General features: G+C 62.3%; 22 protein-coding genes. 17 read left to right on the top strand and 5 right to left on the bottom strand.

Features of this window, described 5'->3' with window-relative positions:
- Positions 1-3: 3 nt before the first annotated feature.
- The 8 genes from EGI20_RS00670 to EGI20_RS00705 all read left to right on the top strand — a co-directional run bounded on the left by EGI20_RS00670 (position 4) and on the right by EGI20_RS00705 (position 7,544).
- Positions 4-207, top strand: coding sequence for an OB-fold domain-containing protein (locus EGI20_RS00670; RefSeq protein WP_498628833.1), 204 nt, complete (start codon positions 4-6; stop codon positions 205-207).
- On the top strand, positions 204-1,265 hold the full coding sequence (locus EGI20_RS00675; RefSeq protein ID WP_498628792.1) for an acyl-CoA dehydrogenase family protein: 1,062 nt from the start codon (positions 204-206) through the stop codon (positions 1,263-1,265). Before EGI20_RS00670 ends, EGI20_RS00675 begins: the two co-directional genes overlap by 4 nt.
- Positions 1,262-1,693 (top strand): MaoC family dehydratase, encoded by a 432-nt coding sequence (locus EGI20_RS00680; protein ID WP_498628794.1) that lies wholly within the window; start codon positions 1,262-1,264, stop codon positions 1,691-1,693. The genes EGI20_RS00675 and EGI20_RS00680 overlap by 4 nt, the downstream gene beginning before the upstream one ends.
- A complete protein-coding gene (locus EGI20_RS00685) occupies positions 1,690-2,868 on the top strand; it encodes a lipid-transfer protein (protein ID WP_498628796.1) in 1,179 nt (392 codons plus the stop codon). Before EGI20_RS00680 ends, EGI20_RS00685 begins: the two co-directional genes overlap by 4 nt.
- Positions 2,869-2,878: 10 nt before the next feature.
- Entirely contained in the window at positions 2,879-4,051 is a 1,173-nt protein-coding gene (locus tag EGI20_RS00690) for an acyl-CoA dehydrogenase family protein (protein ID WP_498628798.1), read from the top strand.
- Positions 4,048-5,874: a long-chain-acyl-CoA synthetase gene (locus tag EGI20_RS00695; protein ID WP_498628800.1), complete on the top strand. Its 1,827-nt coding sequence runs from the start codon at positions 4,048-4,050 to the stop codon at positions 5,872-5,874. Before EGI20_RS00690 ends, EGI20_RS00695 begins: the two co-directional genes overlap by 4 nt.
- Before the next feature lie 88 nt (positions 5,875-5,962).
- Complete coding sequence (locus EGI20_RS00700) at positions 5,963-7,012, top strand: MBL fold metallo-hydrolase (RefSeq protein ID WP_498628802.1); 1,050 nt, start codon at positions 5,963-5,965, stop codon at positions 7,010-7,012.
- A gap of 1 nt (position 7,013) precedes the next feature.
- Positions 7,014-7,544: a hypothetical protein gene (locus tag EGI20_RS00705; RefSeq protein WP_498628804.1), complete on the top strand. Its 531-nt coding sequence runs from the start codon at positions 7,014-7,016 to the stop codon at positions 7,542-7,544.
- A 218-nt stretch (positions 7,545-7,762) separates the two neighbouring features.
- On the opposite strand, the gene EGI20_RS00710 is transcribed toward EGI20_RS00705, so the two are convergent.
- Genes EGI20_RS00710 through EGI20_RS00730 form a run of 5 tightly spaced genes read right to left on the bottom strand, consistent with a single transcriptional unit; the run spans position 7,763 to position 13,941 of the window.
- Complete coding sequence (locus tag EGI20_RS00710) at positions 7,763-8,698, bottom strand: bifunctional OB-fold nucleic acid binding domain-containing protein/MaoC family dehydratase (RefSeq protein WP_498628806.1); 936 nt, start codon at positions 8,696-8,698, stop codon at positions 7,763-7,765.
- Between the two features lie 2 nt (positions 8,699-8,700).
- Positions 8,701-9,939, bottom strand: a complete 1,239-nt coding sequence (locus EGI20_RS00715) for a thiolase family protein (protein WP_498628808.1) — start codon at positions 9,937-9,939, stop codon at positions 8,701-8,703.
- A 48-nt stretch (positions 9,940-9,987) separates the two neighbouring features.
- On the bottom strand, positions 9,988-11,628 hold the full coding sequence (locus tag EGI20_RS00720; RefSeq protein WP_498628810.1) for a class I adenylate-forming enzyme family protein: 1,641 nt from the start codon (positions 11,626-11,628) through the stop codon (positions 9,988-9,990).
- Positions 11,625-12,749 (bottom strand): acyl-CoA dehydrogenase family protein, encoded by a 1,125-nt coding sequence (locus EGI20_RS00725; protein ID WP_498628812.1) that lies wholly within the window; start codon positions 12,747-12,749, stop codon positions 11,625-11,627. The genes EGI20_RS00720 and EGI20_RS00725 overlap by 4 nt, the downstream gene beginning before the upstream one ends.
- Before the next feature lies 1 nt (position 12,750).
- Positions 12,751-13,941 carry an acyl-CoA dehydrogenase family protein gene (locus EGI20_RS00730; RefSeq protein WP_498628814.1) on the bottom strand — a complete coding sequence of 397 codons (1,191 nt, stop codon included), beginning with the start codon at positions 13,939-13,941 and terminating at the stop codon, positions 12,751-12,753.
- 240 nt (positions 13,942-14,181) lie between these two features.
- Here EGI20_RS00730 and EGI20_RS00735 point away from each other — a divergent pair, with 240 nt between their 5' ends.
- From EGI20_RS00735 to EGI20_RS00775, 9 genes are all read left to right on the top strand, one after another.
- A complete protein-coding gene (locus EGI20_RS00735) occupies positions 14,182-15,897 on the top strand; it encodes a DUF1302 domain-containing protein (protein ID WP_498628816.1) in 1,716 nt (571 codons plus the stop codon).
- 36 nt (positions 15,898-15,933) lie between these two features.
- Complete coding sequence (locus EGI20_RS00740) at positions 15,934-17,304, top strand: DUF1329 domain-containing protein (RefSeq protein ID WP_498628818.1); 1,371 nt, start codon at positions 15,934-15,936, stop codon at positions 17,302-17,304.
- Between the two features lie 71 nt (positions 17,305-17,375).
- Positions 17,376-18,152: an SDR family NAD(P)-dependent oxidoreductase gene (locus EGI20_RS00745; protein WP_498628819.1), complete on the top strand. Its 777-nt coding sequence runs from the start codon at positions 17,376-17,378 to the stop codon at positions 18,150-18,152.
- 133 nt (positions 18,153-18,285) lie between these two features.
- On the top strand, positions 18,286-19,071 hold the full coding sequence (locus tag EGI20_RS00750) for an SDR family oxidoreductase (RefSeq protein ID WP_498628820.1): 786 nt from the start codon (positions 18,286-18,288) through the stop codon (positions 19,069-19,071).
- A gap of 1 nt (position 19,072) precedes the next feature.
- Positions 19,073-19,531: a MaoC family dehydratase gene (locus EGI20_RS00755; protein ID WP_498628821.1), complete on the top strand. Its 459-nt coding sequence runs from the start codon at positions 19,073-19,075 to the stop codon at positions 19,529-19,531.
- Positions 19,532-19,550: 19 nt separating this feature from the next.
- Complete coding sequence (locus tag EGI20_RS00760; RefSeq protein WP_498628823.1) at positions 19,551-20,792, top strand: acetyl-CoA C-acyltransferase; 1,242 nt, start codon at positions 19,551-19,553, stop codon at positions 20,790-20,792.
- Between the two features lie 174 nt (positions 20,793-20,966).
- The gene (locus EGI20_RS00765; protein ID WP_498628825.1) at positions 20,967-21,923 is read left to right on the top strand and encodes a WD40/YVTN/BNR-like repeat-containing protein; all 957 of its coding nucleotides are present in this window, start codon (positions 20,967-20,969) and stop codon (positions 21,921-21,923) included.
- A gap of 1 nt (position 21,924) precedes the next feature.
- A complete protein-coding gene (locus EGI20_RS00770) occupies positions 21,925-24,336 on the top strand; it encodes an efflux RND transporter permease subunit (protein WP_498628827.1) in 2,412 nt (803 codons plus the stop codon).
- A 155-nt stretch (positions 24,337-24,491) separates the two neighbouring features.
- On the top strand, positions 24,492-25,703 hold the full coding sequence (locus EGI20_RS00775) for a helix-turn-helix transcriptional regulator (protein ID WP_498628829.1): 1,212 nt from the start codon (positions 24,492-24,494) through the stop codon (positions 25,701-25,703).
- The last annotated feature ends 221 nt before the right edge of the window (positions 25,704-25,924 follow it).

The raw sequence follows: 25,924 nt of genomic DNA on the forward strand, positions 1-25,924 counted from the left end.
GTGGTGCACCACCCGGCCTTGCCTGGCATGCTGCAACCCAATCCGGTCGGCTTGATCGAGCTGGAAGAAGGTGTGCGTCTGGTGGCGGGGCTGGTCGGTGTTGCTACCGACAATATCAGGATCGGCGCGCCGGTCGCGCTCGAGTTTCTCGACTGCGCAAACGAGCTGGTGTTGCCGGTGTTCCGTCCGCTGGGGGGCGCAGCATGAATTTCACCCTGTCCGATGAACAGTTGCAGATACGCGAGCTTGCCGCTGGCCTGTTTGCCGACTTCTCGCACGAGACGTGCGCAGCCGAACTGGCCGCGCATGGCTGGGATGGCGCGTTATGGGCGCAGCTTCAGGAAACCGGCCTGACGGCTTTGATGCTGCCGGGTGAAGTCGGCGGCGCCGAACTTGGCGTCACCGAGCTTGTGCTGGTGCTGCAAGAACAAGGCCGTTTTCTGGCTGCCGCCCCCTTGTGGCGCCATGCGCTGGCTGCAGCGGCGCTAGCGCGCTACGCGCCGGCACAGCTGGATGGCCTCGATGGCAGCGCGCCGCTGGCACTGTGCCTCGAAACCCGTCTGAAGGGGCGCGTCGAGGGGCAGCAGCTATGGCTGTCCGGTTCGGTGCCGGTGCTGGCCATCACTTCCCAGACCACGCATGCGCTATTGGCGCTGCAAATCGACGGGCGGCCGGCACTGGTGCTGGCGGAACTTGCCTTGTTTGAAAAAGAGGCTGGCACCCTGATGCAGGGTGAGCGGGCTCTGGCTCTAAGCGCAGATGGCCTGGCCGTGCCACTGGCGCAGCTATTGCCGGCGGAGGCGCACGACTGGCTCACTCCGCGCGCGGTCGCGTGCATCGCCGCCCTGCAACTGGGGGTGGCCGAAGGCGCGCAGGCCATTACCGTCACCTACCTGTCCGAGCGCGAGCAGTTCGGCCGCAAGCTGGGCAGTTTTCAGGCGGTGGCGCAGCGCATGGCCGACGGTTTTATCGCACTGGAGGCGCTGCGCTCGGTGCTGCTGCAACTTGTGTGGCGGCTGGACGCCGGCGTCGAGACAGGCTCGGCGGTGGCCGTGACCAAGTACTGGGCGTGCGAGGCGGGTAACCGTATCGCGCATAGCGCGCAGCATCTGCATGGTGGCACCGGCTCCGACACCAGCTATCCGGTGCACCGTTTCTATCTGGCCGCCCGCGTGCTCGAGATCGAGCTGGGCGGCGTGGCGGCGCAGATCGAAGCACTGGCCGCAAGAGTCAGCGACAACACATTGTGGGGAGACGCAGCATGAGCGTACAGGACATCCGTTTTGATGAAGTGAAGGTTGGCGACACGTTGCCGCCGCTGGTGATTCCGGTGACGGTGGAGCTGGTGGTAGCCGGCGCCATCGCCACCCGCGACTTCTTTCCCGGTCACCATGACCTGGCCGCAGCTCAGAAGCTGGGCTCGCAGCACATTTTCATGAACATCCTCACCACCAATGGCCTGGTCGAGCGCTATGTCGGCGCCTGGGCCGGTCCCGAGGCGCTGATAGCCAGCGTCAAGATCCGTCTGGGCGCGCCCAACTATCCGGGCGACACCATGACCATGCACGGCGAAGTCAGCGAAAAGGATGACGTAGCGCAGACGCTGAGTGTGGCCATGCGCGGCGTCAATAGCATGGGCGATCACGTCAGCGGCACGGTCAAGCTGATGTTTGCACAGGGGGCATTGGCATGAACAGCAACAGCTTATCCAGTCAGGTGGCCATCGTAGGCCTGGGCGCTACCGAGTTTTCCAAGGATTCCGGGCGTACCGAAATCCGTCTCGCTACCGAAGCGGTACTGGCGGCGCTCTCTGACGCCGGCATCGATCCTGCCGAAGTCGACGGCCTGTGCACCTATAGCGTCGACAACAATCCAGAGCGCGAAGTATTTCGCCAGATCGGCGGCAAAGAGCTGAAGTTCTTTGCCCGCACCCCCGAAGGCGGTGGCGCCGCGTGCGCGCCTTTTTTGCACGGCATGATGGCGATTGCGACCGGCGTGGCCAATGTGGTGGTGGTGTACCGCGCGATGAACGAGCGCTCGTGGTACCGCTTCGGCGCCGGCATGCAGGGCAAGGAGGCGGACCCGTTTTTCGAGACCACCAATTTCGGCTACTACATCCCGCATGGTCTGGTCAGCCCGGCCAGCTGGGTGGCGATGAGCGCGCAGCGCTATATGCATGAATTCGGCGCCACCAGCGAGGATCTGGGCCGCATCGCGGTGGCGGCACGTGATTTTGCCGCGACCAATCCCAAGGCCTTCTTCTATGGCAAGCCTATTACGCTGGAAGACCACCAGAATTCGCGCTGGATTGCCGAGCCCTTGCGCCTTCTGGATTGCTGTCAGGAGAGCGACGGCGCGGTGGCCATGGTGCTGGTGTCGCGCGAATACGCCAAAAAACTCAAGCAGACACCGGTCTTCCTCAAGGCGGCAGCGCAGGGCACCTACGAAGACCAGCAGATGATGACCAGCTACTACCGGGGCAGCATCACCGGCCTGCCCGAAGCCGGTCTGGTGGCGCGTCAGCTGTGGCAGATGAGCGGCCTCTCGCCGAAGGACATCCAGACGGCGGTGATTTACGACCACTTCACGCCTTTTGTCTTGCCGCAGCTGGAGGAGTACGGCTTTGCCGGTCGCGGCGAGGCCAAGTACTTCATCCGCGAAGGCCGGCATGCGCGCGGTGGCGATCTGCCTATCAACACCCACGGCGGTCAGCTGGGCGAAGCCTACATCCACGGCATGAACGGCGTGGCCGAGGCGGTGCGCCAGGTGCGCGGCGATGCGGTCAATCAGGTCAAGGGCGTGAAAAACGCATTGGTCACCGCTGGTACCGGCGTGCCGACCAGCGGCCTGATCGTGGGCCAGGACTAGGAGAGGCGTTATGCATGTGGAGCTGACAGCAGCGCAGCAGGCGCTGAAAAAAGAACTGGCCGATTATTTTGCCTATCTGATGACGCCCGAGGCGCGTGCGCGCCTGGCCGAACCCGAAGAAACCGATTCCATTTACCGCGAACTGATCGCACAGGCCGGCCGCGACGGTTATCTGGCGCTGGGCTGGCCCAAGGAATACGGCGGCGCCGGCATGGGGCCTATCGAACAGCTGGTCTATTTCGAGACTGTGGTGCAATCCGGTGCGCCGTTCCCGTTTGTCACCGTCAACACGGTGGGGCCGGCGCTGATGGCGCACGGCAGCAGCGAGCACAAGGCGAAATTTTTGCCGGGCATCGCCCGCGGCGACATCCATTTTGCCATCGGCTACTCCGAGCCGGATGCCGGCACTGACCTCGCCGCGCTCAAGTGCAGCGCGGTGCGCGACGGCGATGATTTTATCGTCAACGGCAGCAAGATCTGGACCAGCCACGCGCAGTACGCCGACTACATCTGGCTGGCTGTGCGCACCGATCCGGCAGCGCCCAAGCACAAGGGCATCACCATCCTGATCGTCGACGCGAAAGCGCCGGGGGTGTCGGTGGCGCCTATCTATACGGTTGGGCACCGCACCAATGCCACCTACTACGACAATGTGCGGGTCCCGGCATCCATGGTAGTGGGCGAGGTCAATGGCGGCTGGAAGCTGATTACCTCGCAGCTTAACCATGAGCGCAGTGGTCTGGGTGCGCACTCAATGAAGATGGTCGGCATCTACCGCGAGGTCTACGACTGGGCACAGACGCCGGATGCGTCGGGCACCCGGCCGGTCGACACTCCGTGGGTGGCGGCGCGGCTGGCCGAAGCCTGGTGCGAGCTGGAAGCGATGAAGGTGCTCAACTACCGGCTGGCGGCGGATCTGGCCGAGGATAGATTGTCGCCGGCGCTGGCGTCCGCCGCCAAGGTCTACGGCACCGAGGCCGAGCAGACGGTGGCGCGCAAGCTGGCCGAAGTGGTGGGCTCGGCCGGCCTGATCCGTGCCGGCAGCAAGGCAGCGGTATTGAACGGTCTGATCGAGGAGACGGTGCGCCATGTCACCATCACCAGCTTCGGGGGCGGCACCAACGAGATACAGCGCGAAATCATCGCCCAGTTCGGTCTGGGCCTGCCGAGGGTGATCAGATGAAACGCGATGCCATCAGTCCTGCCATTTCGCGCGAGGCAACGCAGGCCAAGCTGGATGCCAGAAGCGCGGTAGCCAATGCCGTGCGCCCCAAGGACGCGTACACCCTGGGCGACCGGCTGGAGCAGCAGGCGCAGGTACACGCTACACGGCCCTTTTTGCTGTATGGCGACGAGACCCTGAGCTACGCGCGCGTCAACGCCTGCGTCAACCAGTATGCGCACGCGCTCTATACGCTGGGAATACGCAAGGGCGATGCGGTGGCGCTGGTGATGGAAAACCGGCCCGAGTACTTTATCGTTTGGTTTGCGCTGAACAAGCTCGGCGCCGTGTGTGGCTTCATCAATACCCATCTGACCGGCACGCCACTACGTCATGCGCTGGCGGCGACCGAGGCGCGCGCGGTGATTGCCGGCGACGAGTGCCTGGCCAATTTTGGCGGGATAGACACCGGCCATGTGCCGTTGTGGCGGGTCAGCGATCCTGCGCATACGCCGGATAGCGAGGTGCTGGCGCTGTCGGCACTGGATCTGTCGCGTCTGGCGCGCCAGAGCCCGGACAGTAATCCGGACCCGCTCTTGCGCGAGGGTCTGACCGGCGAAGACACGGCGCTCTATATCTGCACCTCGGGCACCACCGGCCTGCCCAAGGCAGCCAAAACCAGCCATATGCGCTGGCTTAACGTCGGCGACATCATGCAGGTGACGCTGTCGGCCACGGCTGACGATGTGTTCTATTGCTTCTTGCCGCTGTATCACGGCGCGGCGGCGATGTCGCTGGGTTCGACTGCGCTGCGCTGCGGCGGTGCCATCGTGGTGCGGCGCAAGTTTTCGGTGCGCGAATTCTGGGCGGATGTGCGGCGCTACAACATTACGGTGTGCCAGTACATAGGCGAGATCTGCCGTTACCTGCTCAATCAGCCCGAACGTGACGATGAGCGCTCGCACTCGCTGAACAAGATGATGGGCGCCGGGCTGTCGGCCGATGTGTGGACGCGTTTCACCGCGCGCTTCGGGCCTATGGATATCTACGAGGGATGGGGGGCTACCGAGTCCAATTGCAACATCATCAATGTCGACAATGTTCCGGGCAGTTGCGGGCGCATCCCGTACTGGGACAAGACCAATGTGCGCATGATCGCCTACGACGTCGAGAGCGACAGCCATGTGCGCGACGAAGACAGCGGCTTTTGCCGGCAGGTAGGCCCCGGCGAAGCCGGCGAGGTGATCGGCTACATCATCAACAGCGACGAGAGCGGCGGCGGGCGCTTCGAGGGTTATACCTCGAATGATGCGACGGCGCAGAAGATCTTGCGCGACGTGTTCGCGCCGGGGGATGCCTGGTGGCGTTCGGGTGATTTGCTGCGCTACGACGAGGACGGCTACTGCTGGTTTGTCGACCGCATCGGCGACACTTTCCGCTGGAAGAGTGAAAACGTGTCGACCACCGAGGTGGCCGAGGCCTTGTCGGATTTTGCGGCTCTGGAATCGGTGGCGATCTACGGCGTTCAGGTGCCGGGTTTCGAGGGGCGCTGCGGCATGGCGGCGGTGGTGATGCAGGACGGACACGGCTTCGACCCGGTGGCGTTCTACCGGCTGGTGCAGGCCAGACTGCCGCGCTACGCCATCCCGCAGTTCGTGCGCGTATGTCCGCAAGCCGATATGACCACCACCTTCAAGCTGAAAAAGACCGAGCTGATGCGCGCAGGCTACGATCCGGCGCGCTTTGATGACCCGCTGTATGTGTGTGATGAGGCGGCGCAGGCTTATGTGCCGTATTCGCCAGCGGCGCTGGAAAAGGCTGGCCTGCCGCCATTTGCCGGCTAGGCAGCGGGAGTGGGGCGGCTTAGGCCGCCCCACTTTTTCAGTTTCCCATCCTGTCTCGGCTCCCGGATAGCCGGCTAACGAGGGTTTTATGTCCGATACCGAATTGCATTACCCGTTTGCCGATCCACCCGCGGCAGCGAGCACCATTGAAGTTGCCCCCGGCGTATTGTGGCTGCGGATGCCGATGCCGTTTCCGCCCGGCCACATCAATCTGTGGCTGATCGCCGATGGCGAGGGCTGGGCGCTGGTCGATACCGGCCTCGCGACCGATGTCACGCGCGAGTTGTGGCAATCACTGCTGCGCCGTTATAAGCTGACCCGCCTGATCTGTACCCATTTCCACCATGACCACGCCGGTCTGGCCGGCTGGCTGTGTGAGGGGCAGGGGGTGGGGTTGGCTATGCCCGAAGCCGAGTATTACGCGCTGCAGGACACTTGGGCACGCACCCTGGCAGGCATCCATCGCGACGACGAGCGCGACTTCTTTACCGCAGCCGGCCTGCCGCCGGCCACGCTCTCCCTGGCTGTGGCCAGCTTTCACGACGGTAATTTTGTCAGCCCACCACCTGCCACGTTTACCCCATTGTCGGATGGCGACGAGCTGGCCATAGGCAGCCAGCGCTGGCGGGTCATGACCAGTGGCGGCCACTCTCCCGAGCATGCGCTATTGTATTGCGCCGAACTGGGCGTGCTGATTGCCGGCGACCAGTTGCTGCCGCGCATCACCCCCAGCGTCGGGCTCAATCTGTCCAACCGTCTGGGCGACCCCCTGGCTTGCTGGATGGCAGCGATGCTGGCCTTGCAAAATCTGCCCGCAGCCACGCTGGTGTTGCCTTCGCACCAGTTGCCCTTTATCGGCGCCGGGCAGCGTGCCGCACGCATTGCGGCCTATCATCACCGGCAACTGGCCCGCCTCGCCAAGGCATTGACGGCGGCACCGGCAAGCGCATATGGCCTGTCACAGTCCTTGTTTACGCGCCTCTCAAATCCGGTGGCCGAATTGATGGCTGTCTCGGAAACCCTTGCGCACTTGCGCCATCTGCAACTTTGCCGTCAGGCTGCCTGTTATCCGGGGGCTGACGGCATCATCTACTGGCAGGCGGCAACGCAGCCTGCCTCTCTCTTGCAAGGAAGCTGATATGCAACAACAGGAAAAACCCGGCCTGGGCAAGGCGCTGTTGATCAACTGCGTTATCGTGGTGGTGATCTCGCTGTATCTGCTGTTCCTGTTTGCCGTTGGGATCAAGGATAGCTGGATCACCTTTTTGTTTTTGTGGTACTACGCTTCGGTCAAGCAAGCGGCGCCGGCCGAATGTCTGCCCGCCGCCTGCGGTGCACTGCTCGGTTTCGGTATCTCGGGTCTTCTGGCCTGGCTGCCGGCTCTGCTGGGGCAAAACATGGGTTTTGGCCTGTTTATGGCACTGATCTTTGTGCTGGTGTTGCTGCAGGTGATGGGCCGGCTGACTACGCTGATCAACGGCGCGACCTTTCTCTTTCTGACCGTGGGCTGCATCCCGATGATCGTCGGCGCACAGGCTTTTGCTGCGCATTATGTCGCCTTGGCCGTCGGTATCGCATTCTGGTCAGCCTTTATCTTCGCGGCACAGGCGCTGGTGGCGAGAAAGGCAGCAAAACCCGCCAGCTCGCTGGAGCATAGCCAGAGCCGTTAAACCGGCTGCGCGGTAAGAAACGGCAAGTGGCCAGTATCTGGCACTTGCCGTTTTGCATGGGCATTTCATTTCACCCGATAGCAACTACAAGTTTCTGCTGCTTCAGCTTATGTGGCTGTTTGCCTGGCTGCGGGCTTTTGTTATGCCATGTTTGGGAAGGGCGCAAAAAAGGCCCCGTCGTTTAACGGGGCCAAGCACCACATCGAGGGTACACACATTCAGGGCATATACAACACGATCAGCTCGTTGATCAGCGCGGGGCGTTCCTGACCGACCACATGCACGCACATCTCCAGCGTCAGCTGGGTGCCGGCCTTGACTTCGTCCACCGCCTTGACGCGCGCGCGGCCGTGGATCTGGCTGCCGGCAGGCACGGGCGAGGGGAAGCGCAGCTTGTTGCTGCCGTAGTTGGCCATATTGCCAAAGCCGGTCAGCTCCCAGCCTAGCGGCATGGTCAGGCGAGACAGCAGCACCTGGATCAGCATGCCGTGGGCGATGGTGCCGCCAAACGGGCTGTGCTTCTTCGCCCGCTCAGGGTCGGTATGGATCCAGTAGTCGTCGCCGGAGAGCGCGGCAAACTGGTCGATGATGTCCTGTGTCACCGTGTAAGGCTTGCTCCACGGCGAGAATTCGTCGCTGACCAGCGCCTTGAGCGAGGCGAAATCCTTGAAGTGGATCTGGCGCTTGGGCGCGGAGGCGGTCTCCGACACCGCTTCGGCAGCGCTGGCGGGCTTTTTGATGACTGCCAGCACCTTGTTTTCGCCGGTAAAGCGCAACAGCGTGGTCTCGCCGCACTCGTCGAACACCGGCTTCAGCGCCATGCCGATCTGGATCTCGTCTTCACCAAGCCCGACCAGGGTGGTGTTCAGGTGCACGCCTTCCGAGAGCTCTACCACCGCGAGCTTCTGTGGCGCCTCGTCGGCGAAGTCGGGCAGGGTGGGGATGCGGGCGACGGTATAGGTCAAAAGCTTGCCTTGGCCGGATACCTCGCGCCATTGCAGCGCATCGGACAGGCAATGCGGGCAATGGCTGCGCGGGAAAAATACCCAGAGAGCGCAGGCGTTGCACTGCTGCAGCTTGATCTTGTGCTGCTTAAGTGCGTCCCAGTAGGGGCGCGAAATATCGGTGATGGCCGGTTGCGGTTTATTGCTCATCTTCATTCCCCCATCAAAATCAGCGCGGTTTGCTCGCTCATCACGCCACCGGTGCCGGAGACAAAGGCCTTGTCGCAGTGTGCGACCTGGCGTTCGCCGCAAGTGCCGCGGATCTGCTCCACCGCCTCGATCAGCTGGCTCATGCCGCCGGCGGAGCCGGCCTGGCCGAAGCCCAGCTGGCCGCCGTGGGTGTTGAGCGGGAAGTCGCCCTTGTAGGTCAGATCATGCTCGCGCACGAAGGCCATGCCTTCACCCTTTTTGGCGAAGCCGGCATCTTCCAGTGTCAGCAGTACGGTGATGGTGTAGCAGTCGTAGATTTCGGCAACATCGATGTCGGCCGGCGTGATGCCGGCCATGGCGAAGGCGCGTTTGGCGGCCGGGCCGATTGGTGTGTCCAGCATTTCGGGCGCGTAGGTCGGCGACTTGCTGATGATGTGTTCGCCAAAGCCCTTGATCCACGCAGGGCGGTGGCGGCTGCGCGCGGCCAGCGCGGCATTGGTCACGATAAAGGCGGCGCCGCCGGCGACCGGCATCACGATCTCCAGTACATGCAGGGGATCGGCGACCATGCGGCTTTCGAGTACGTCTTCGATGGAGAGCGGCTTGCCGTAGAACATGGCGCCGGGGTTGGCGCAGGCATTGGTGCGCTGGTCGACGACAATCTTGGCCATTGCCGCCTCGTCATAGCCGTAACGCGCCTTGTAGCGCTGGGCGATCATCGCGTAGCCGGTGTTCTGCGCCATATGGCCGTAGGGCAGGTCGAATTCGGCTTCGGGGGCGCCAAAGGCGGTGCTGTGCCCGCCGTAGCGCATCGCGCGCGCCATTGCCATCGGGTCTTCGTCCGGCCCCATCGGCGCCATGCGCTGCGGAATCACGCACAGCACGGCCTGGCATAGCCCAAGCTCGATCGCTGCCGCCGCACGCCATGCCATGGCTACCGCTGAAGCGCCGCCCAGATCGACCACTTCGCCGAAATTAAGCTGGGCGCCCAGATACTCGCCGACCATGGCCGGCACGAAACTGCTGGCTTCGTGAAAATGCGGGCCATTGACGCACAGCCCGTCGATGTCGGATGCCGCAAGCCCGGCGTCGGCCAGTGCCTGGCGCGCCAGGTCAGTCACCTGCTCCAGATGGAACATCCTGGGTGCGGTCGAGTACTTTTCCGGCTGGTATTGCGCCACGCCGACGATGGCGGCTTGTCCTTGCAGGCCCATGCGCGTCTCTCCTGTTGTTTTTTGCATCTTGTGCTGTGACGCCTCTTGCGCCATCCCCCATGCGGACGAGGGTGCCTAGTTCGTCACCGCATCGCCCAGTTGGCGGCGCAAAAGCTTGCCCGAGGCATTGCGCGGCAAGGCCTCCATGCGCAGATGGATGGTAGTGGGTACCTTGTAAGCGGCCAGGCGTTGCAGGGCGAAGCCGCGGATGGCTTCGGCATCAAAGCCCTTGCCCGGTTTCATCACCACCTGCGCTTCCAGGCGTTCGCCCAGACGCGTGTCGGGCACCGCAAAGGCAGCAACTTCCAGTACGTCGGGGTGGGCGATCAGGCAGTTTTCCACCTCGGCCAGCGCGATCTTTTCGCCGCCGCGGTTGATCACGTCCTTGTTGCGCCCGGTGAGATAGACAAGGCCGCTCTCATCAATGCGGCCGATGTCGCCACTGGCGAACCATTCGCCATCGAAGGCGCTGCGCTCAAGCTGGCCGTTCAGCCAGTAACCGTCCATCAGCACCGGGCCCGACAGCTGGATTTCGCCTTCCTCGCCTGCCGGCAGGGTGTTGCCTGTGGCATCGGCCACGCGCAGGCGCACCACCGGCGAGGGCAGGCCCACTGCGTCGGGGTATTCGGCAAACAGCACGCCGCTACTGACGCAGCCTATGCCGCAGCTTTCGGTCATGCCGTAGCCGCTACCCTGGATGAGTTGCGGCAATCGGGCGGCGATGTCGCCGGACAGGGTGCGCGGCACGCCGGCACCGCCATAGCCCAGACCGATCAGGCCGGATAGCTTCGCGGACGAAAAGTCCGGGTGATTGATCAGGTCGACCTGCATCGCCGGCGAGCCGTTGAACTGGGTGATGGCTTCGGTCTCCATCAGGCGCAGCGCCTCGGCGGCATCCCATTTTTTCATCATCACCAGGCAGCGCCCGCCGCGCAGCGCAGAAAAGAATTGCGCGATCAGGCCGCTGACGTGAAACAGCGGCACGGCCAGCAGGCTTTTCATCCGCACGCCCTTGGTGCGGGTGATCAGCTCCGGCTGCACCATGGCGCCAACGGCGGCAAAAAAGTCGAGCGAGAATACGGCTTGTGCCAAGGCGCGCTGCGACAGCAAGGCCGCCTTGGCGCGTGCCCCGGTGCCGGAAGTAAACAGGATGGCGGCCGCATCCTCAGGCGCGGGTAGTGGCCACGGCGTCGGTGCGTGCCCTGCCAGCGCGGCAAAGTCAGTGTCGGCAGCGCCGTCGACGCCGATCACGGCGATGCCGGCAAGTTTGCCGTCTAGTCGTGCCAGACGCTCGGCGTCGGCGATCAGCCAGATGGCGCCGCAATCCGCCAGCGCAGCAGCGAGTTCGTCGCCCTGCCACCAGCTATTGAGCGCGCAGGCGACACCGCCAGCCTTGATGATGGCGTGAAACGCGATCAGCCATTCTGGGCGGTTGCGCATGGCGATGGCGACGCGCTCCCCCGGCGCCAGGCCGCGGGAGAGCAGGGCTGCGGCCACGCGCTCGACTTCGGCGTAGTAGGTGTCAAACGACAGACGCTGCTCACCCCAGACGATAAAGTCCTGCGCGCCATGAACGCGGCCCTGTTCAAGTGCCGCGTTCAGCGTGGCCGGCGCGTGGGCAAAGGCGGGCTGGCCATTCAGTTCGGTGAGGGCAAACGGTGCGCCGGCAGCGGTGAGCATCGCCATCTGCTGGTGCCAGGAAGCGAGTGCGCTCATAGGGCCTCCGCCAGCTGGATCAGGCGTGCGTAGCGGGTGCGCTGGAAGATATGGTCGCCGCACTGCGCTTCGGCCACGCGAATGCGCTTGAGGTAAAGGCCGATATCCAGCTCGTCGGTGACGCCGATGCCGCCGTGCAGTTGCACCGCCTCGTTGGCGACCTTGAGAGCGACTTCGCCCGCCTTGCCCTTGGCCAGTGCGGCCAGCAGCGCCAGATCACCGTCACCATCGAGAGCAGACAGTGCCGCCGCGACGCAGCTCTCGGAAAGCTCCAGCTCGGTATACAGCCGCGCCATGCGGTGTTGCAGCGCCTGGAAGCTTCCCAGCAAGACGCCGTATTGCTGGCGCTGCTTCAGATAGTCAAGCGTGGAGTCGAACAGCACGCGGCTGATGGCCTGCATTTCCGCTGCCAGACAGATGCGCGCCCGGTCAAGCACGGTCGCGAGTACCTGCCCGGCCGCATCGCCACGCGCCAAAAAGCCATCGGCCGCAACGGCGACCTGCTCAAACGCGAAGCGGGCGGCGTCGCGGCTGTCAATCAGCGCCAGCGGCGTACGCGTGATGCCAGCGCTGTTGGCCGGCAGTATGAAGAGTGCTGTCTCGCCCTCCAGCGTAGCGGCAACGAGCAGGGTGTCGGCCAACGTGCCGTCCATCACCATGGCCTTGGCACCATCCAGCAGCCAGTTGTCGCCCACGCGGTGGGCGGCGAGGGTGATGCGTGCCGGGTCGTGGCGCGGGCCTTCGTCCAGCGCCAGTGCCGCACGGATTTTTCCGCTAGCCAGGCCAGGCAGCCAGTCGCGTTGTTGCGCATCGCTGGCACACAGCGCCAGCGCACCGGCGCACAGGATATTGGATGACAACAGCGGCGTGGCAGCCAGCGTGCGTCCGGCCTGCGCCTGGATCAGCGCGATGCCGGACAGCGGAAAAGCCAGGCCGCCCATGTCTTCGGGCAGGGCGATGCCGCTCCAGCCCAGTTCGTCCATCTCGCGCCAGGCCTGCGCGTCATGTGTCAGCCCGAGGTCACGCAGTGCACGGTTGGCGGCTAGCGGCAGACGCGAGGCAAAAAAATCGGCGGCACTGTCTTGCAGCATGCGCTGCTCTTCGCCAAGGATCAGGGTCATGTCAGCCTCCGCTTGCCGGCAGGCCCAGCACGCGGCGAGCCAGGATGTTGAGCTGGATCTCCGACGTGCCGCCGGCGATGGTGTAGGTGTAGGAGTTGAGCCACTGCCGCGTCAGCTTGAGCAGGGTCTCGTCGAAAGTATCACCCTCCCAGCCCAGCGCCTCATTGCCGGCCAGCGCCATCAAAAGCTCGTGGCGTTCGCGGTTTTGTTCGCTGTGCAGGTATTTGAAGCTGGCAACGAGGCCGGCAACATCCTGTCCGGCGCGTCCGGCTTCGTGCGCACGTTGCAAGGTCAGCTTGTAGGCGTGTTCGTCCATGGCGGCGCGCGCCACGCGCTCGGCCAGCAGCGGCCGGCTGGCTTCGTCTGCTAGAGGCAACAGCTGACGCGCCAGTGCCAGAAAATCGACGCCGGGGACGTTGTTGTCGCCAAACTTGCTCATGGCGCGGCGTTCGTGGCCGAGCAGGTCGCGTGCCAGTTGCCAGCCCTCGCCCTCGGCACCGACGCGGTTTTCAGCCGCTACGCGCACATTGTCGAAAAACACCTGGCAGAAGTGTGACTTGCCGCTGATCAGGTCGATAGGCTTGACCGTCACGCCGGGTGAGGCCATGTCGATCAGCAGCATGCTGATGCCTGCATGCTTGCCGGCGGCGGGGTCGGTGCGCACCAGCGCATACATCCAGTCGCTACGGTCGGCGTAGGAAGTCCAGATCTTGGAGCCGTTGACGACATAGCTGTCGCCATCTCGCTCGGCGCGGCAGCTGAGGCTGGCCAGATCCGAACCGGCGCCCGGTTCGGAGAAACCCTGACACCACGCCACCTCTCCTCGTGCCATGCCCGGCAAGTGGCGCGCTTTTTGTTCGGCGTTGCCGGAAGCAAGCAGTACCGGCCCTATCATCCACACGCCGAGGTTGATCATCGGTGCGCGGCAGCGCAGGCGCGACAGTTCTTCTTCCAGGATGCGGGTGTCACTCGCATCGAGTCCGCCGCCACCGTATTCGATGGGCCAGTCCGGTGCAAACCAGCCTTTGTCGCGCATGCGCTCGAACCACGCTTGCTGCTCGGGGCTGTCGAAATGCACGCGGCTGCCGGCCCAGACAATGCCGCCTTCCGGTGGCGGGGTTTGCATGACCGGCGGGCAGTTGGCTTGTAGCCATTGCCGTACCGACTGCCTGAATGTGCTGCTCTTAGTCACGGTTGCTCTCCTGTTGCAGGATCATGCTCAAGCTGTTGCGAGCCATTATCCGGCGCACCCTTTGCCCCACATCATGCGAACAGACTATCACTGCTTGCCGCATAGAGCATTCGCTCTGTTTAGTCTTTTTGGACGATGTAGGACATGGTTCTGGCGTCCACATTGCAGCACAAGGAGCAAAGCCTGCTGCAGAACAGAGCGCTCTTTAAAAGACCCGGACAATGGAGGCGAGGCAATCGCATGAAACAAAAAAGCAGAAGCAAAACGGGATGGGTAGCACTGCCCAGAGTGCTGCCGCTATCGCTGGCGCTGATCGGCAGCCCGGCGTATGCCGCGGAGGCGATCGAGTTTGAAAATGGCGCCAAGCTCGATTATCAGGCAACCGTGTCCTACGGCGTAGGCGTGCGGGTCAAGGATGCGTCAGACAAGCTGACCAATGGCCCTGACACTAACCGCAATCCATTGGCAACTAATCTGGACGACGGCAACCACAACTTCGACAAAGGGGATCTGACTACCAATCGCCTGGGGCTGAATGCCGAGATGAACCTTAGCCGCGGGAATATGGGGCTGATGTTGCGTGGTACCGCGTTCTACGACGACGTCTATCACAAGAGCAATGCCAATAATTCGCCAAAAACCGTCAACAAATTCGGCGCCAACGACCAGTTCACCGATGGAACGGAGTTTTACTCCGGAGGCCGCGCCAAGTTTCTGGATGCCTATGTCTACAACACTTGGGATGTGGGTGGCGACAAGCGCCTGACCGTCAAGCTGGGCAATCAGGTAGTGGCCTGGGGCGAGAGTCTGTTCTATGGTAATGCCTCGGCTGCGCAAGTGCCATTTGATGCGGTGAAGGGCCTGTCGCCCGGCACCGAAGTCAAGGAGATTCTGCTGCCGGTGCCGCAAGTGTCCGGCCTGCTCGAGCTGGCACCCAACTTCAGCCTGATGGGCTACTACCAGTTCCAGTGGAAGGGCACCGAACTGCCGCCCGTGGGCTCCTACCTGTCCAGTGCCGATATGCTAGGGCCGGGGGCGGAGTTTATCCGTCCTGATGCGGGAGGCTTTGGCTCTGCGGATACGGCAAAAAAAATCGCTTTTGGCGAGAAAAAGAAACCGCAAAACGATGGCCAGTTCGGTATCGGCGCGCGCTGGGGCGTGACCGATGCCACCGAGTTGTCGGCTTATTACCTGCAGTATCACGACAAGAATCCGAATGTAGTCATCAATTACAAGCCATTCACCAGTCCGTTTTTACCGGGATTTGCAGCCCCAGTTCCTACCTCGTATGACGAGATCTATTTCGACAAGATCAAGCTGGTTGGCGCATCGATTTCGACTCGTCTCGGGGATATGCAGGTTGGTGGCGAACTGACTTATCGCGACGGCGTGCCAATGTTGGTGAATACCCCGCTGGGGGCGACTGCCACGCGCGGCAAGGCGACGCAGGCCCAGGTGTCGTTCATTCAGGTGCTGGGTGATAGGCCGTGGGCACCGGCGACGACCTTGATGGGAGAACTGGTGTGGACGCACGGGATTAGTGTTGATGATGTTTCCGGTGCAGATAATTTGCAAGGCTATAAAGTCATGCCTGGTCTCCCTTTACCTGCCAATGCATATCAGCCAAGTTCAAACTGGATATATCACGATGCAAAAGGCGAGCGCGACAAAAATGGCTATGGCCTGACGCTGGGCATGGATCTGTCTTACCCCGGTATTGTTCCGGGCTGGGATCTGAAAGTACCGATTCGTGGCGTCTGGGTGCAGGGCATGTCGCCGATTTCGACGCTGGCTGCTTCCGACGGCAATTTCCAGTATTCGGTCGGCACCGAATGGAAGTATCTGGGCAATCTGGAGCTGGGGCTGACTTATGTCGGTTATACCCGTCCGGATCCAATCTATCGCCAACTGGGTGACCGCGATTATGTCTCGGCCTACGCCAAGTACACCTTCTAAGTCCCATCACCCGATTGAGGAGTCCTTATTATGAAGATGAAAAAGATAGCAGCAGCACTGCTGGCAAGTTCCGCACTGTTTGCCGCCCAGGGCGCGCAAGCGGCAGCCTCTGCTGCCGAAGTGGCCCGTCTGGGCAAGGATCTGACCTGTGTCGGTGCCGAGAAGGCCGGCAATGCCGACGGTTCGATTCCGGCTTTCTCCGGCAAGTGGCTGGGGGCGCAGGCTAATCCGAGCTGGAAGATGAATGCCGGTTCGCACGCCAGCGACGTCTATGCCAATGAAAAGCCGCTGTTCGTGATTACCGCCACCAATATGGCGCAGTACGCCGACAAGCTGAACGATGGCCAGAAGGCCTTGCTGAAGAAGTATCCGAACAGCTACAAGATGCCGGTCTATGCCAGCCATCGCGACTTCCGCTACCCGGACTGGGTGTGTGATACCGCGCTGGACAATGCCAAGTCGGCCAAGGTGGTAGATGGTGGCATGGGGGTGGATGCCACTGCCGGCGCCATCCCGTTCCCGGTGCCCAAGACCGGGCAGGAAGCGCTGTGGAATATGTTGCAGCCGCATCGCCCGTATACGGTGCAGACTGTGCGTGACAATGCGACGGTGACCTCGAACGGCATTATCTGGGGGCGCTTGCGCTCGACTGGCCTGACGCCGGGGCATGACCCCAAGGTGCGCGCCAAAACCACATCCGGCATCTACTCCTACTACATCACCGCACCGATGCTGCCCGAGCGCGACAAGGGGGCAATCACCGTATCGCAAGAGCCGTACAACTTCGCGACCACCGCGCGTCTGGCCTGGCGCTATGACCCGGGTACCCGCCGCGTGCGCCAGGTGCCGGGCTTCGGTTTTGACCAGCCAGTGGGCGGGGTAGGTGGCGGCATGACCATTGACGAGGACCGCTTCTTCAACGGCTCGCCCGAGCGCTACGACTGGAAGCTGCTGGGCAAGAAGGAAATGTACATTCCTTACAATGCCTACCGTGTCGCCAGTCCCAAGCTCAAGTACAAGGACTTGCTGACTCCTAACCATCCGAATGCCGAACCGATGCGCTACGAGTTGCACCGCGTGTGGGTGGTGGAGGCCAAGCTCAAGCCGGGCATGCGCCATCTGTATCCGCGCCGCGTGATCTATCTGGATGAGGATAGCTGGCATGGTGTGTATGCCGATCAGTACGACGGCCAGAACAAGCTGTGGCGTGCCGGTATTGCGCATCACTACTATTCGCCGGACTTCAGTGGCCAGTTCAACTCGACCACCTTCTACCATGACCTGAATTCGGGCGCCTATGTCGCTTATGGCATGAGCAACGAGCAGCCCAAATCTGACGTGATCAACGCATTTGGGCTCAAACCCGAAGATTTTACTCCGGACGCGATCCGCCGCGCCGGCAAGTAAGCCGCACTAGCCGCAACCCGATGCCCAGACATCGGGTTTTTTGCGTCCAATACCCTCTGGAGGTAAGCAAGATGAACAGCATGCTTGAGCGTTTTTCCCTGCAAGGAGAGGTTGCCATCATCACCGGTGCCGGGCGCGGCATCGGTCGCGCCATCGCCTTGGCGTTTGCCGAGGCTGGCGCCGACGTGGTGTGTGTGGCCAGAAACCAGAGCGAGATTGACGATACGGCCAAGGCCGCGCGCGAGTTTGGCATACGGGCGCTGGCGCTCAGTTGCGACGTCAACAACGACGCGGCTTTGCAGCGTCTGGTCGACGATGCGCGCGAAGCGATGGGCAAGCTCACCTTGCTGGTGAACAACGCCGGTGGTGCCGGCCCCAATCATGCGCTCAAGACTACGGCCAAGGCGTTTGACGACGCGATGCACTTCAATGTTACTACCGCGTTCCGCCTGTCGGCGCTGGTGGCGCCGCATATGCAGGCGGCAGGCCACGGCGTCATCATCAATATCACTTCGGCTGCGGCGCGCTATGCGCAAAAAAATTTCACCGTCTATGGTGCTGCCAAGGCGGCGTTGACCCAGCTTAATCGCCTGCTGGCGCAGGACTTTGCCCCGGTCATCCGGGTCAATGCGATCGCACCGGGGCCCATCCGTACCGAGGCGCTGGCGCAGTTTCTGAATGATGATGCGCGCCAGAAGATGATAGATGCGACACCGCTGCAGAGTCTGGGCGAAGCCGAGGATATCGCTGCCGCTGCGCTGTTTCTGGCCAGCCCCGCCAGCCGCTGGATCACCGGCAAGGTGATCGAGGTCGATGGTGGTGCCGAGTCTACGGTCTGGCCGTTCTGACTCGCCACTGCCGCCTGACCCGCCCGCCATCGTGGCCGGCGGGTTTTTTCATGCGTGTTTATGGTCCGTTTGCACGATGGCGGCGCACTGCAGCAGCGTCACGATAAGGGCAAGTCTCAACAAGGAGTGTGACATGAATGCTGCCCCCGCTTATCCGGCCGCCTGCGGCCTGCTTAAGGGCAAGTCGGTGCTGGTGACTGCCGCGGCCGGCGCCGGTATCGGCTTTGCCGCCGCACGCCGCGCCGCCGAAGAAGGCTGCCGCGCGCTGATGATTTCCGATGTGCACGAAAAACGCCTGCAGGACGCGGTCGAGGTGCTGAAACGCGACACCGGCCTTGCCGCCGTTTACGGCATGCTGTGCGACGTGAGCGACGAGACCCAGGTGCAGGCGCTGGTGTCTGCCGCCGAACAGAAACTCGGTGGCGTCGACGTGCTGATCAATAACGCGGGCCTGGGTACCAGTTGCCGCGTGGTGGATATGGAAGACGCCGAGTGGCACAAGGTGCTCGACATCACCCTGACCGGCACTTTCCGCATGACGCGCGCCATGTTGCGTGCGATGCAGCCGCGCGGTCGCGGCGTAATCATCAATAACGCCTCGGTGCTGGGCTGGCGTGCGCAGAAGGAGCAGGCGCATTACGCGGCGGCCAAGGCCGGTGTGATGGCGCTCACGCGCTGCTCGGCGCTGGAGGCTGCCGAATACGGGGTGCGTATCAATGCGGTGGCGCCATCGATTGCGATTCATGCCTTCCTGAAAAAATCGGCCTCGGAAGAACTGCTGGCAAGCCTGGCGTCGCAGGAGGCCTTCGGCCGTGGTGCCGAGCCGTGGGAGGTCGCCAATGTAATGATGTTCCTTGCCAGCGACTATTCGACCTATATGACCGGCGAAGTGGTATCGGTCAGCGCGCAAAGGGCGTGACATGGCCAATATCGTTTTCGATTCTAGTGTCGCGCTGCTGGCATCCGGCGGCACCGACCTGGGCGTCACCGCCTGGACCGAGATCACCCAGACGCGCATCGACCTGTTTGCCGAGGCGACCGGCGACCACCAGTGGATACACGTTGACCCCGCGCGCGCTAAAACCGGGCCATTTGGCAGCACCATCGCGCACGGCTATCTGACGCTGTCGCTGGCCAGCCTGTTCCTGCCGCAGCTGATCGAGATCCGCAATATGAAGCTGGGCGTGAATGTCGGCTGCGACCGCGTGCGCTTTCCGGCGCCGGTGCCGGTGAACTCGCGCCTGCGCGGGCGCGGCGAGGTGCTGAAGGTGGAAGAGGCCGGCGGCGGGGTGCAGGCCACAGTGCGCATCACCATCGAGATCGAAGGTGCGGACAAGCCGGCCTGCGTGGTTGACAAGATCAGCCGCTATTTCTTTTAGGGACACAGGGCGCGGGGGCATGCCCTCATTCGATGCCCATACCAAGGACAACCGTATGCAAGACGCCGTTATCGTTTCCACTGCCCGTACCGCGATCGGCAAGGCCTATCGCGGCGCATTCAACGACACCGAAGCACCGGTACTGGGTGGCCATGTCATTCGCGCCGCGATCGAGCGCGCCGGTGTCGCGCCCGACGAAGTCGACGACGTGATCCTAGGCTGCGCAGCGCAGCAGGGCACGCAGGGCTACACCATCGGCCGCCTGTCCGGCTATGTGGCCGGCCTGCCGGACTCCGTGCCGGGCATGGCGCTAGACCGCATGTGCGCGTCCGGGCTGATTGCGATTGCCAACGCCGCCAAGGACATCATGGTCGGCGAGCGCGAGATCCTGGTTGCCGGCGGCGTCGAATCGATCTCGCTGGTACAGAACAAGTACAAAAACGCGTACCGCGCGCAGTCGCAGGCGGTGCTGGCCGCTTATCCGACGGCCTATATCCCGATGATAGAAACTGCAGAGCTGGTGGCGGCGCGTTACGGCATCAGCCGCGCGGCGCAGGATGACTATGCGCTGGCGAGTCAGCAACGGATCGCCGCGGCGCAGGAAACCGGGCTGCTTGACGCCGAGATCGTTCCGCTCACGGTAGACAAGCAGTTGTTTGACAAGGAAGGCAATCCGACTGGCAAGCAGCAGGTGACGCTCGCGCGTGACGAGGGTGCGCGCGCTGACACCAGTGCCGAGAGCCTGGCGGCGCTCAAGCCGGTATTCAAGGACGGGCGCTGGGTGACGCAGGGTGAGTTCATCACCGCCGGCAACGCCTCGCAATTGTCGGATGGCGCGTCCGCTTCGGTGCTGATGTCGGCGAATCTTGCGCGCGAACGCGGTCTGGAGGCGCTGGGCATCTACCGCGGCCTGGCCGTGGCCGGCTGTCGTGCCGACGAGATGGGCATCGGCCCGGTCTACGCCATCCCCAAACTATTGGCGCGCCACAATCTCAAGGTGTCCGATATCGGCCTGTGGGAGATCAACGAGGCTTTCGCCTGCCAGGTCATCCACTGTCGCGACACGCTGGGCATCGCGGATGCGCGTCTCAATGTCAATGGCGGGGCGATTGCCATCGGTCACCCGTTCGGGATGTCGGGCGCGCGCCTGGTCGGCACGGCGCTGCTGGAAGCGCGCCGCCGTGGCGAGCGCTTCGTGGTGGTATCCATGTGCATAGGCGGCGGCATGGGGGCGGCAGCGCTGTTCGAGGTCGGCGCCTGAATGATGACGGGTCGCCCCGGGTACAACGAGTAAGCAGACGCCGCTTTGCGGCGTTTTTCGTATGTCGGGCAGGGATTAACCTGTTTGGACGATGTTGCTGCCCGATGCCTGGCTGATGATCAGCGCACAACAAAGGAGACACGCCATGCAGCACAACAATGACGGGAGGCGGCCATGCGTACATTAATGGGTCTGGCCGTGTCTGCCGTGGTGGCAGCGGCTTCGGTTTATGCTTTTTCGCCGCGCCCGATGCCCGAGCAGGCGGCGACCACGGTACGCGTCGATCGCATGCGTTTCAATGATATGGCGCAGCTTGGCAGCCGGCTGCTTGCCGTGGGCGAGCGTGGTGCCATTTTTGCAAGTGCCGATGGCGGTGCCAGCTGGCAGGCACAGGCGCTGGACAAGGTGCAAAGCTCGGCGCTGACCGCGGTGCATTTTCTGGATGACAACCTGGGTGTCGCCGTTGGTGGAGACAACTGGATACTGAAAACGGATGACGGTGGCCGTCACTGGCGCACCGTGCGCTTTGACGCCAAGGTGTCCGAGCCGCTGTTGGGCGTATGGGGGCTCAAGGGCGGGCCGCTATTTGCCTTTGGCAGTTATGGCCGTTTCCTGGCTTCTGCTGATGGCGGCAATAGCTGGGCGCCGCAGGACGTCGGTGTAGAGGATTTTCACGTCAATGCGATGGATGGCGCTGCCGACGGGAAACTAATGCTGGTCGGCGAGCAGGGCATGGCGTTCCGGTCGAGCGATGGCGGGGTGTCATGGCAGAAGATCGCGCCTTTTTATAATGGCTCGCTATTCGGTGTGGCTCGTATCGATGCTGCCAGCTGGGTCGCCTACGGCATGCGCGGCAATGTCTTTGTCACCCGAGATTTCGGTGCGAATTGGCACAAGCTCGACTTGCCGTTGCCTGTTTCTTTGTTCGGTCATGCCCGGGATGCTGCCGGGCGCTTGCTATTGGCCGGGCAGGGTGGGGTGGTGCTGCAACTGGCGCCAGATCTGTCCCGGGCTACGCTTTTGACGCGCAGCGGGGCCTTGAGCCTGACGGCGGTCGCGCCGCTGCCTGATAACAGCCTGGTGGTGGCCGGCGAGAGCGGCCTGCACCGCATCGCAGCCAAGGGGAATTGACATGAGTCATGAAAGCAAAAATCAGCGTTTGCGCCAGATGGTCGATGCCTGTGCCGAACTGCTGTTTCGCCACCGCAATACCCTGCTGTTGCTGTTTGCCGCGATTACGCTGGCGCTGGGCTGGGGTGCGTCGCAGGCGCGGCTGGATCCGGGTTTTAATAAGCTGATCCCGCTGTCGCACCCGTATATGCAGACGCTGAGCGACTACAGCAAAGTGTTTTCCGGTGCCAACCGTATCCTGATCAATGTGCGTGCCAAGGATGGTTCGGATATTTACAGCCAGCCGTATATGGACGCGTTAAAGAAGATCAACGACGAGGTCTTCTTTATTCCCGGTGTGGACAGGGCGCGGGTCAAGTCGCTGTACAGTCCGACCGTGCGCTACACCGAGGTGACCGAGGAGGGCTTTCTCAGTGACGTGGTGGTGCCGGCGCGCTTTACCGCCCAGCCGGACGAACTGGATGTGGTGCGGCGCAATGTGGCTCGTTCGGGGGAAATCGGCCGCCTGATCGCCACCGATCAGAAGGGCTCGATGATCGTGGCCGATCTGCAGGACATCAATCCGGAAACCGGTGCCAAGGTTGATTACGCGGATATCGCCGGCAAGCTGGAACAGATCCGCGCCAAATACGGCAATGACAAGATAGAAATCAATATTATCGGCTTTGCCAAGGTGGTGGGCGATGTGCAGGAGGCACTGGGGCAGGTGTTTGCCTTCTTCGGTATTGCTTTTGCCATTACCGCCATGCTGCTGCTGGCTTATAGCCGCTCGCTCAAGCTGACGGTGGTGGCGCTGCTGGTGGCCTTGCTGCCGGTGGTGTGGCTGGTGGGCTTGCTGCCGGTGTTCGGCCTGGGGATCGATCCGATGTCGATTCTGGTGCCCTTCCTGATTTTTTCCATCGGTGTGTCGCATGCGGTGCAGATGACCAATGCCTGGAAGCAGGAAGTGGCGGCCGGCAAGGACTCGCGCGAGGCGGCCAAGGCGGCGTTTCGCAAGCTATTCGTGCCCGGCTCGGTCGCGCTGTTGACCAATGCGCTGGGCTTTATGGTCATCATGCTGATCGATATCCAGATCGTGCGTGAACTGGGCGCGACCGCGTGCCTGGGTGTCACGTTGATGATCGTGACCAACAAGATGCTGCTGCCGCTGGTGTTGTCGTTCCTGAAACTGGAGCCCACGGCCTTGCGCTCTGCCGCCGGTGCCAGAGGTGGGCGCCAGACGCTGTGGTGGCGTTTGTCGGGCTATGCCACTGCATGGCCGGGCTTGTTCAGCATTGCGGTGGCGATGCTGCTGTTGGGCTGGGGGACGGTGGAGTCACGCAAGCTCGAAGTTGGTGATACCGGTTCCGGCGTGGCCGAACTGCGTGCCGATTCGCGCTATAACCGCGACCATAGCCAGATCGTCGGTTCTTACGCCATAGGGATGGATGTCCTGTCGGTGATTGTCGAATCCAGGACCGATAACCCCGAGGGTAGCTGCCTCAAATATCCGCTGATGAATGCGGTAGACCGTTTCAGTCTGCAGATGCAGGGCGTTGCGGGTGTGCAGTCGGTGGTGGCAGTGCCGACGCTGGTCAAGTTCACCATCGCCGGGCAGAACGAAGGCAATCCGCGCTGGGCAGGCATTCCGCAAACCTCGGAAGCGCTGCGCCAGGGTGCGCGCGCCATGGGGCCGGAAACTGGCCTGACGGTCGAGGGTTGTGGTGCACAACAGGTGCTGGTCTATCTCAAGGACCACAAGGGCGCGACGCTGGCCAATGCGCTAAGCGAAGCCAAGCGCTTTATCGCCGACAACCAGACCCCGGGGGTGAAGTTCCGCCTGGCCGGCGGCAGCGCCGGTGTGGCAGCGGCCACCAATGAAGCGGTCGAGCATGCCGAAGTGACCATGCTGCTGGCCATCTTCGGTGCGATTTCGCTGCTGTGCCTGCTGACTTTCCGCTCCTGGCGTGCGGTGCTGTGCATCATCGTGCCTTTGGCGCTGGTGTCCATCCTGTGCAATGCCTTGATGGCGCAACTGGGTATCGGCCTCAAGGTGTCGACGCTGCCGGTGATTGCGCTTGGGGTCGGAGTCGGGGTCGATTACGGCATTTATCTGTTCGAGCGCATCGAAACCGAGATGCAGGAGCGCGGGCTGGACTTGCGCGAGGCGGTGTACGAGGCCTTGCGCCAGCGCGGTACGGCGGCGGTGTTTACCGCCTTCACCATGGCGTTGAGCGTCGGCACCTGGGCCTTCTCCTCGCTCAAGTTCCAGGCCGATATGGGCATCCTGCTGGCCTTTATGTTCTTCGTGAATGTGTTTGGTGCCATTACGCTGGCACCGGCGCTGGCCTACTGGCTGAACCTGGCGCTGTGGCAGCGCAAGACAGTGCCGGCTGCTGCTGCCGATGGGGTGCAAAAACATCAGACGGTGTGAGCGCAATGGGGTGTGCGCGCACTGCGGGTTTTTCGCGGTGCGCGCTTCGGTTTGCTGCGGCGCATGATTTACAGGTTAAACATACGGCATGTAAATTACTGCATCAGCAAGATGCTCAACTAGCGTATCGAGATCACACAATCACAGGGCATACCATGCAGCCACCTTCGTCAGTCTTATCGCCAGCACCGGGCGCCGAGTTTGCCAGCAGCGGGCAGCCTAATGCGCTGGATAGCTTCAGCCAGCTGCTGGGTGCGCTTTACGAAACAGCTTACGACAACACCACCTGGCCCAAGGCTGTTGCTTTATTGCGTGACCAGCTGGATGCCAACTTCGTGACGCTGATCATTCGCCCGGATACTTCGGATCAGGCAGGTTCCATGATTACCGCCGGCCAGGTCTTCGAGGCACATTCCGGTTTGCGTTCGCAATACAGCTACCCCAGTCCGTTTGTCGATCTGGTATCGGACAAGGTGTATGCCATAGACGACTTGATGCGCGAGGGCGAGTGGCGGCAGTCCTTGTTCTATCACCATTTTTGTGAGCCATATGGCGTGTTTCATGTCATGGGCGCCGACATCCGTACGCTGGATAATGGCGAGTTCAAAATCCGCGTGACACGCCCGGAAAGTGGTGCGCCCTTTAGCGCAGCTGACAAGGCCGAACTGACCCGTTTGCTGCCGCATATCAAACGCACGCTGAATATCCAGACCCGTATGCTGGCCACTGAGTCTGTGGGGATGCTCTACACCGAGGCGGTGTCGCGCATGATGGTGGCGACCATCATCCTCGATGAAAAAGGCCAGGTTCTGCAAAGCAACCAGATTGCCAGCGAACTGCTGGCAGAGGGAGACGGACTCAAGGTCTATCAGGGCAAGCTGGTCGCATCCTATTCGACTGAGAGCCGCGAACTGCAAAACATGATTACCCAGAACCTGGCGCGCCAGCAAAAGCCGATAGCCGCAGCGGGTACGCCGGCAATGGTTGAAGCCATGTCGCTGTCGCGCCCGTCAGGACGCGTCAATCTCGGGGTAGTGGTCAAGGCGGTGCCCAGCAATGAATGGATAGGCGGCAAGCAGCGCCCGGCGGTGATGGTCTATGTGCGAGATGCAGAGAAAAAGAGCGAGGTCCCGTTAAAGGTCACCCAGCAATTATTCGGACTGACGCCGGCCGAGTCCACGCTGGCGGTGCATCTGGCCAATGGTCTGTCGCTGGAAGAAGCGGCGGAAGAGTTGGGTATACGTCACAACACCGCGCGTGCGCATCTGCGCTCGATCTTTTCCAAGACCGGCGTGCGCCGCCAGACCGAACTGGTGCGCATCATGCTCAATAGTGTCAGTGCGCTGGGGCAGCATACGCTGGGTTGATTCAACATAAAAAACGGGCAGCACGCGTTAAAGCGTGCTGCCCTTTGTCGCTGCTACCGGATTTCAGCGGCTATGGTTAGGCGCGAAAATCAAGTTGCAATCCGCCCTGTTCAATCCAGATCAATCAGACGCAAGGTCTTGAAGTAAATGAAGCGATCGTAGGGCAGGGCAACAGTATTGCGCCACAGATACATGCCTGCCGACCAGTTGTAGGGCTGGGT

Source organism: Aquitalea sp. S1-19, assembly GCF_024343515.1.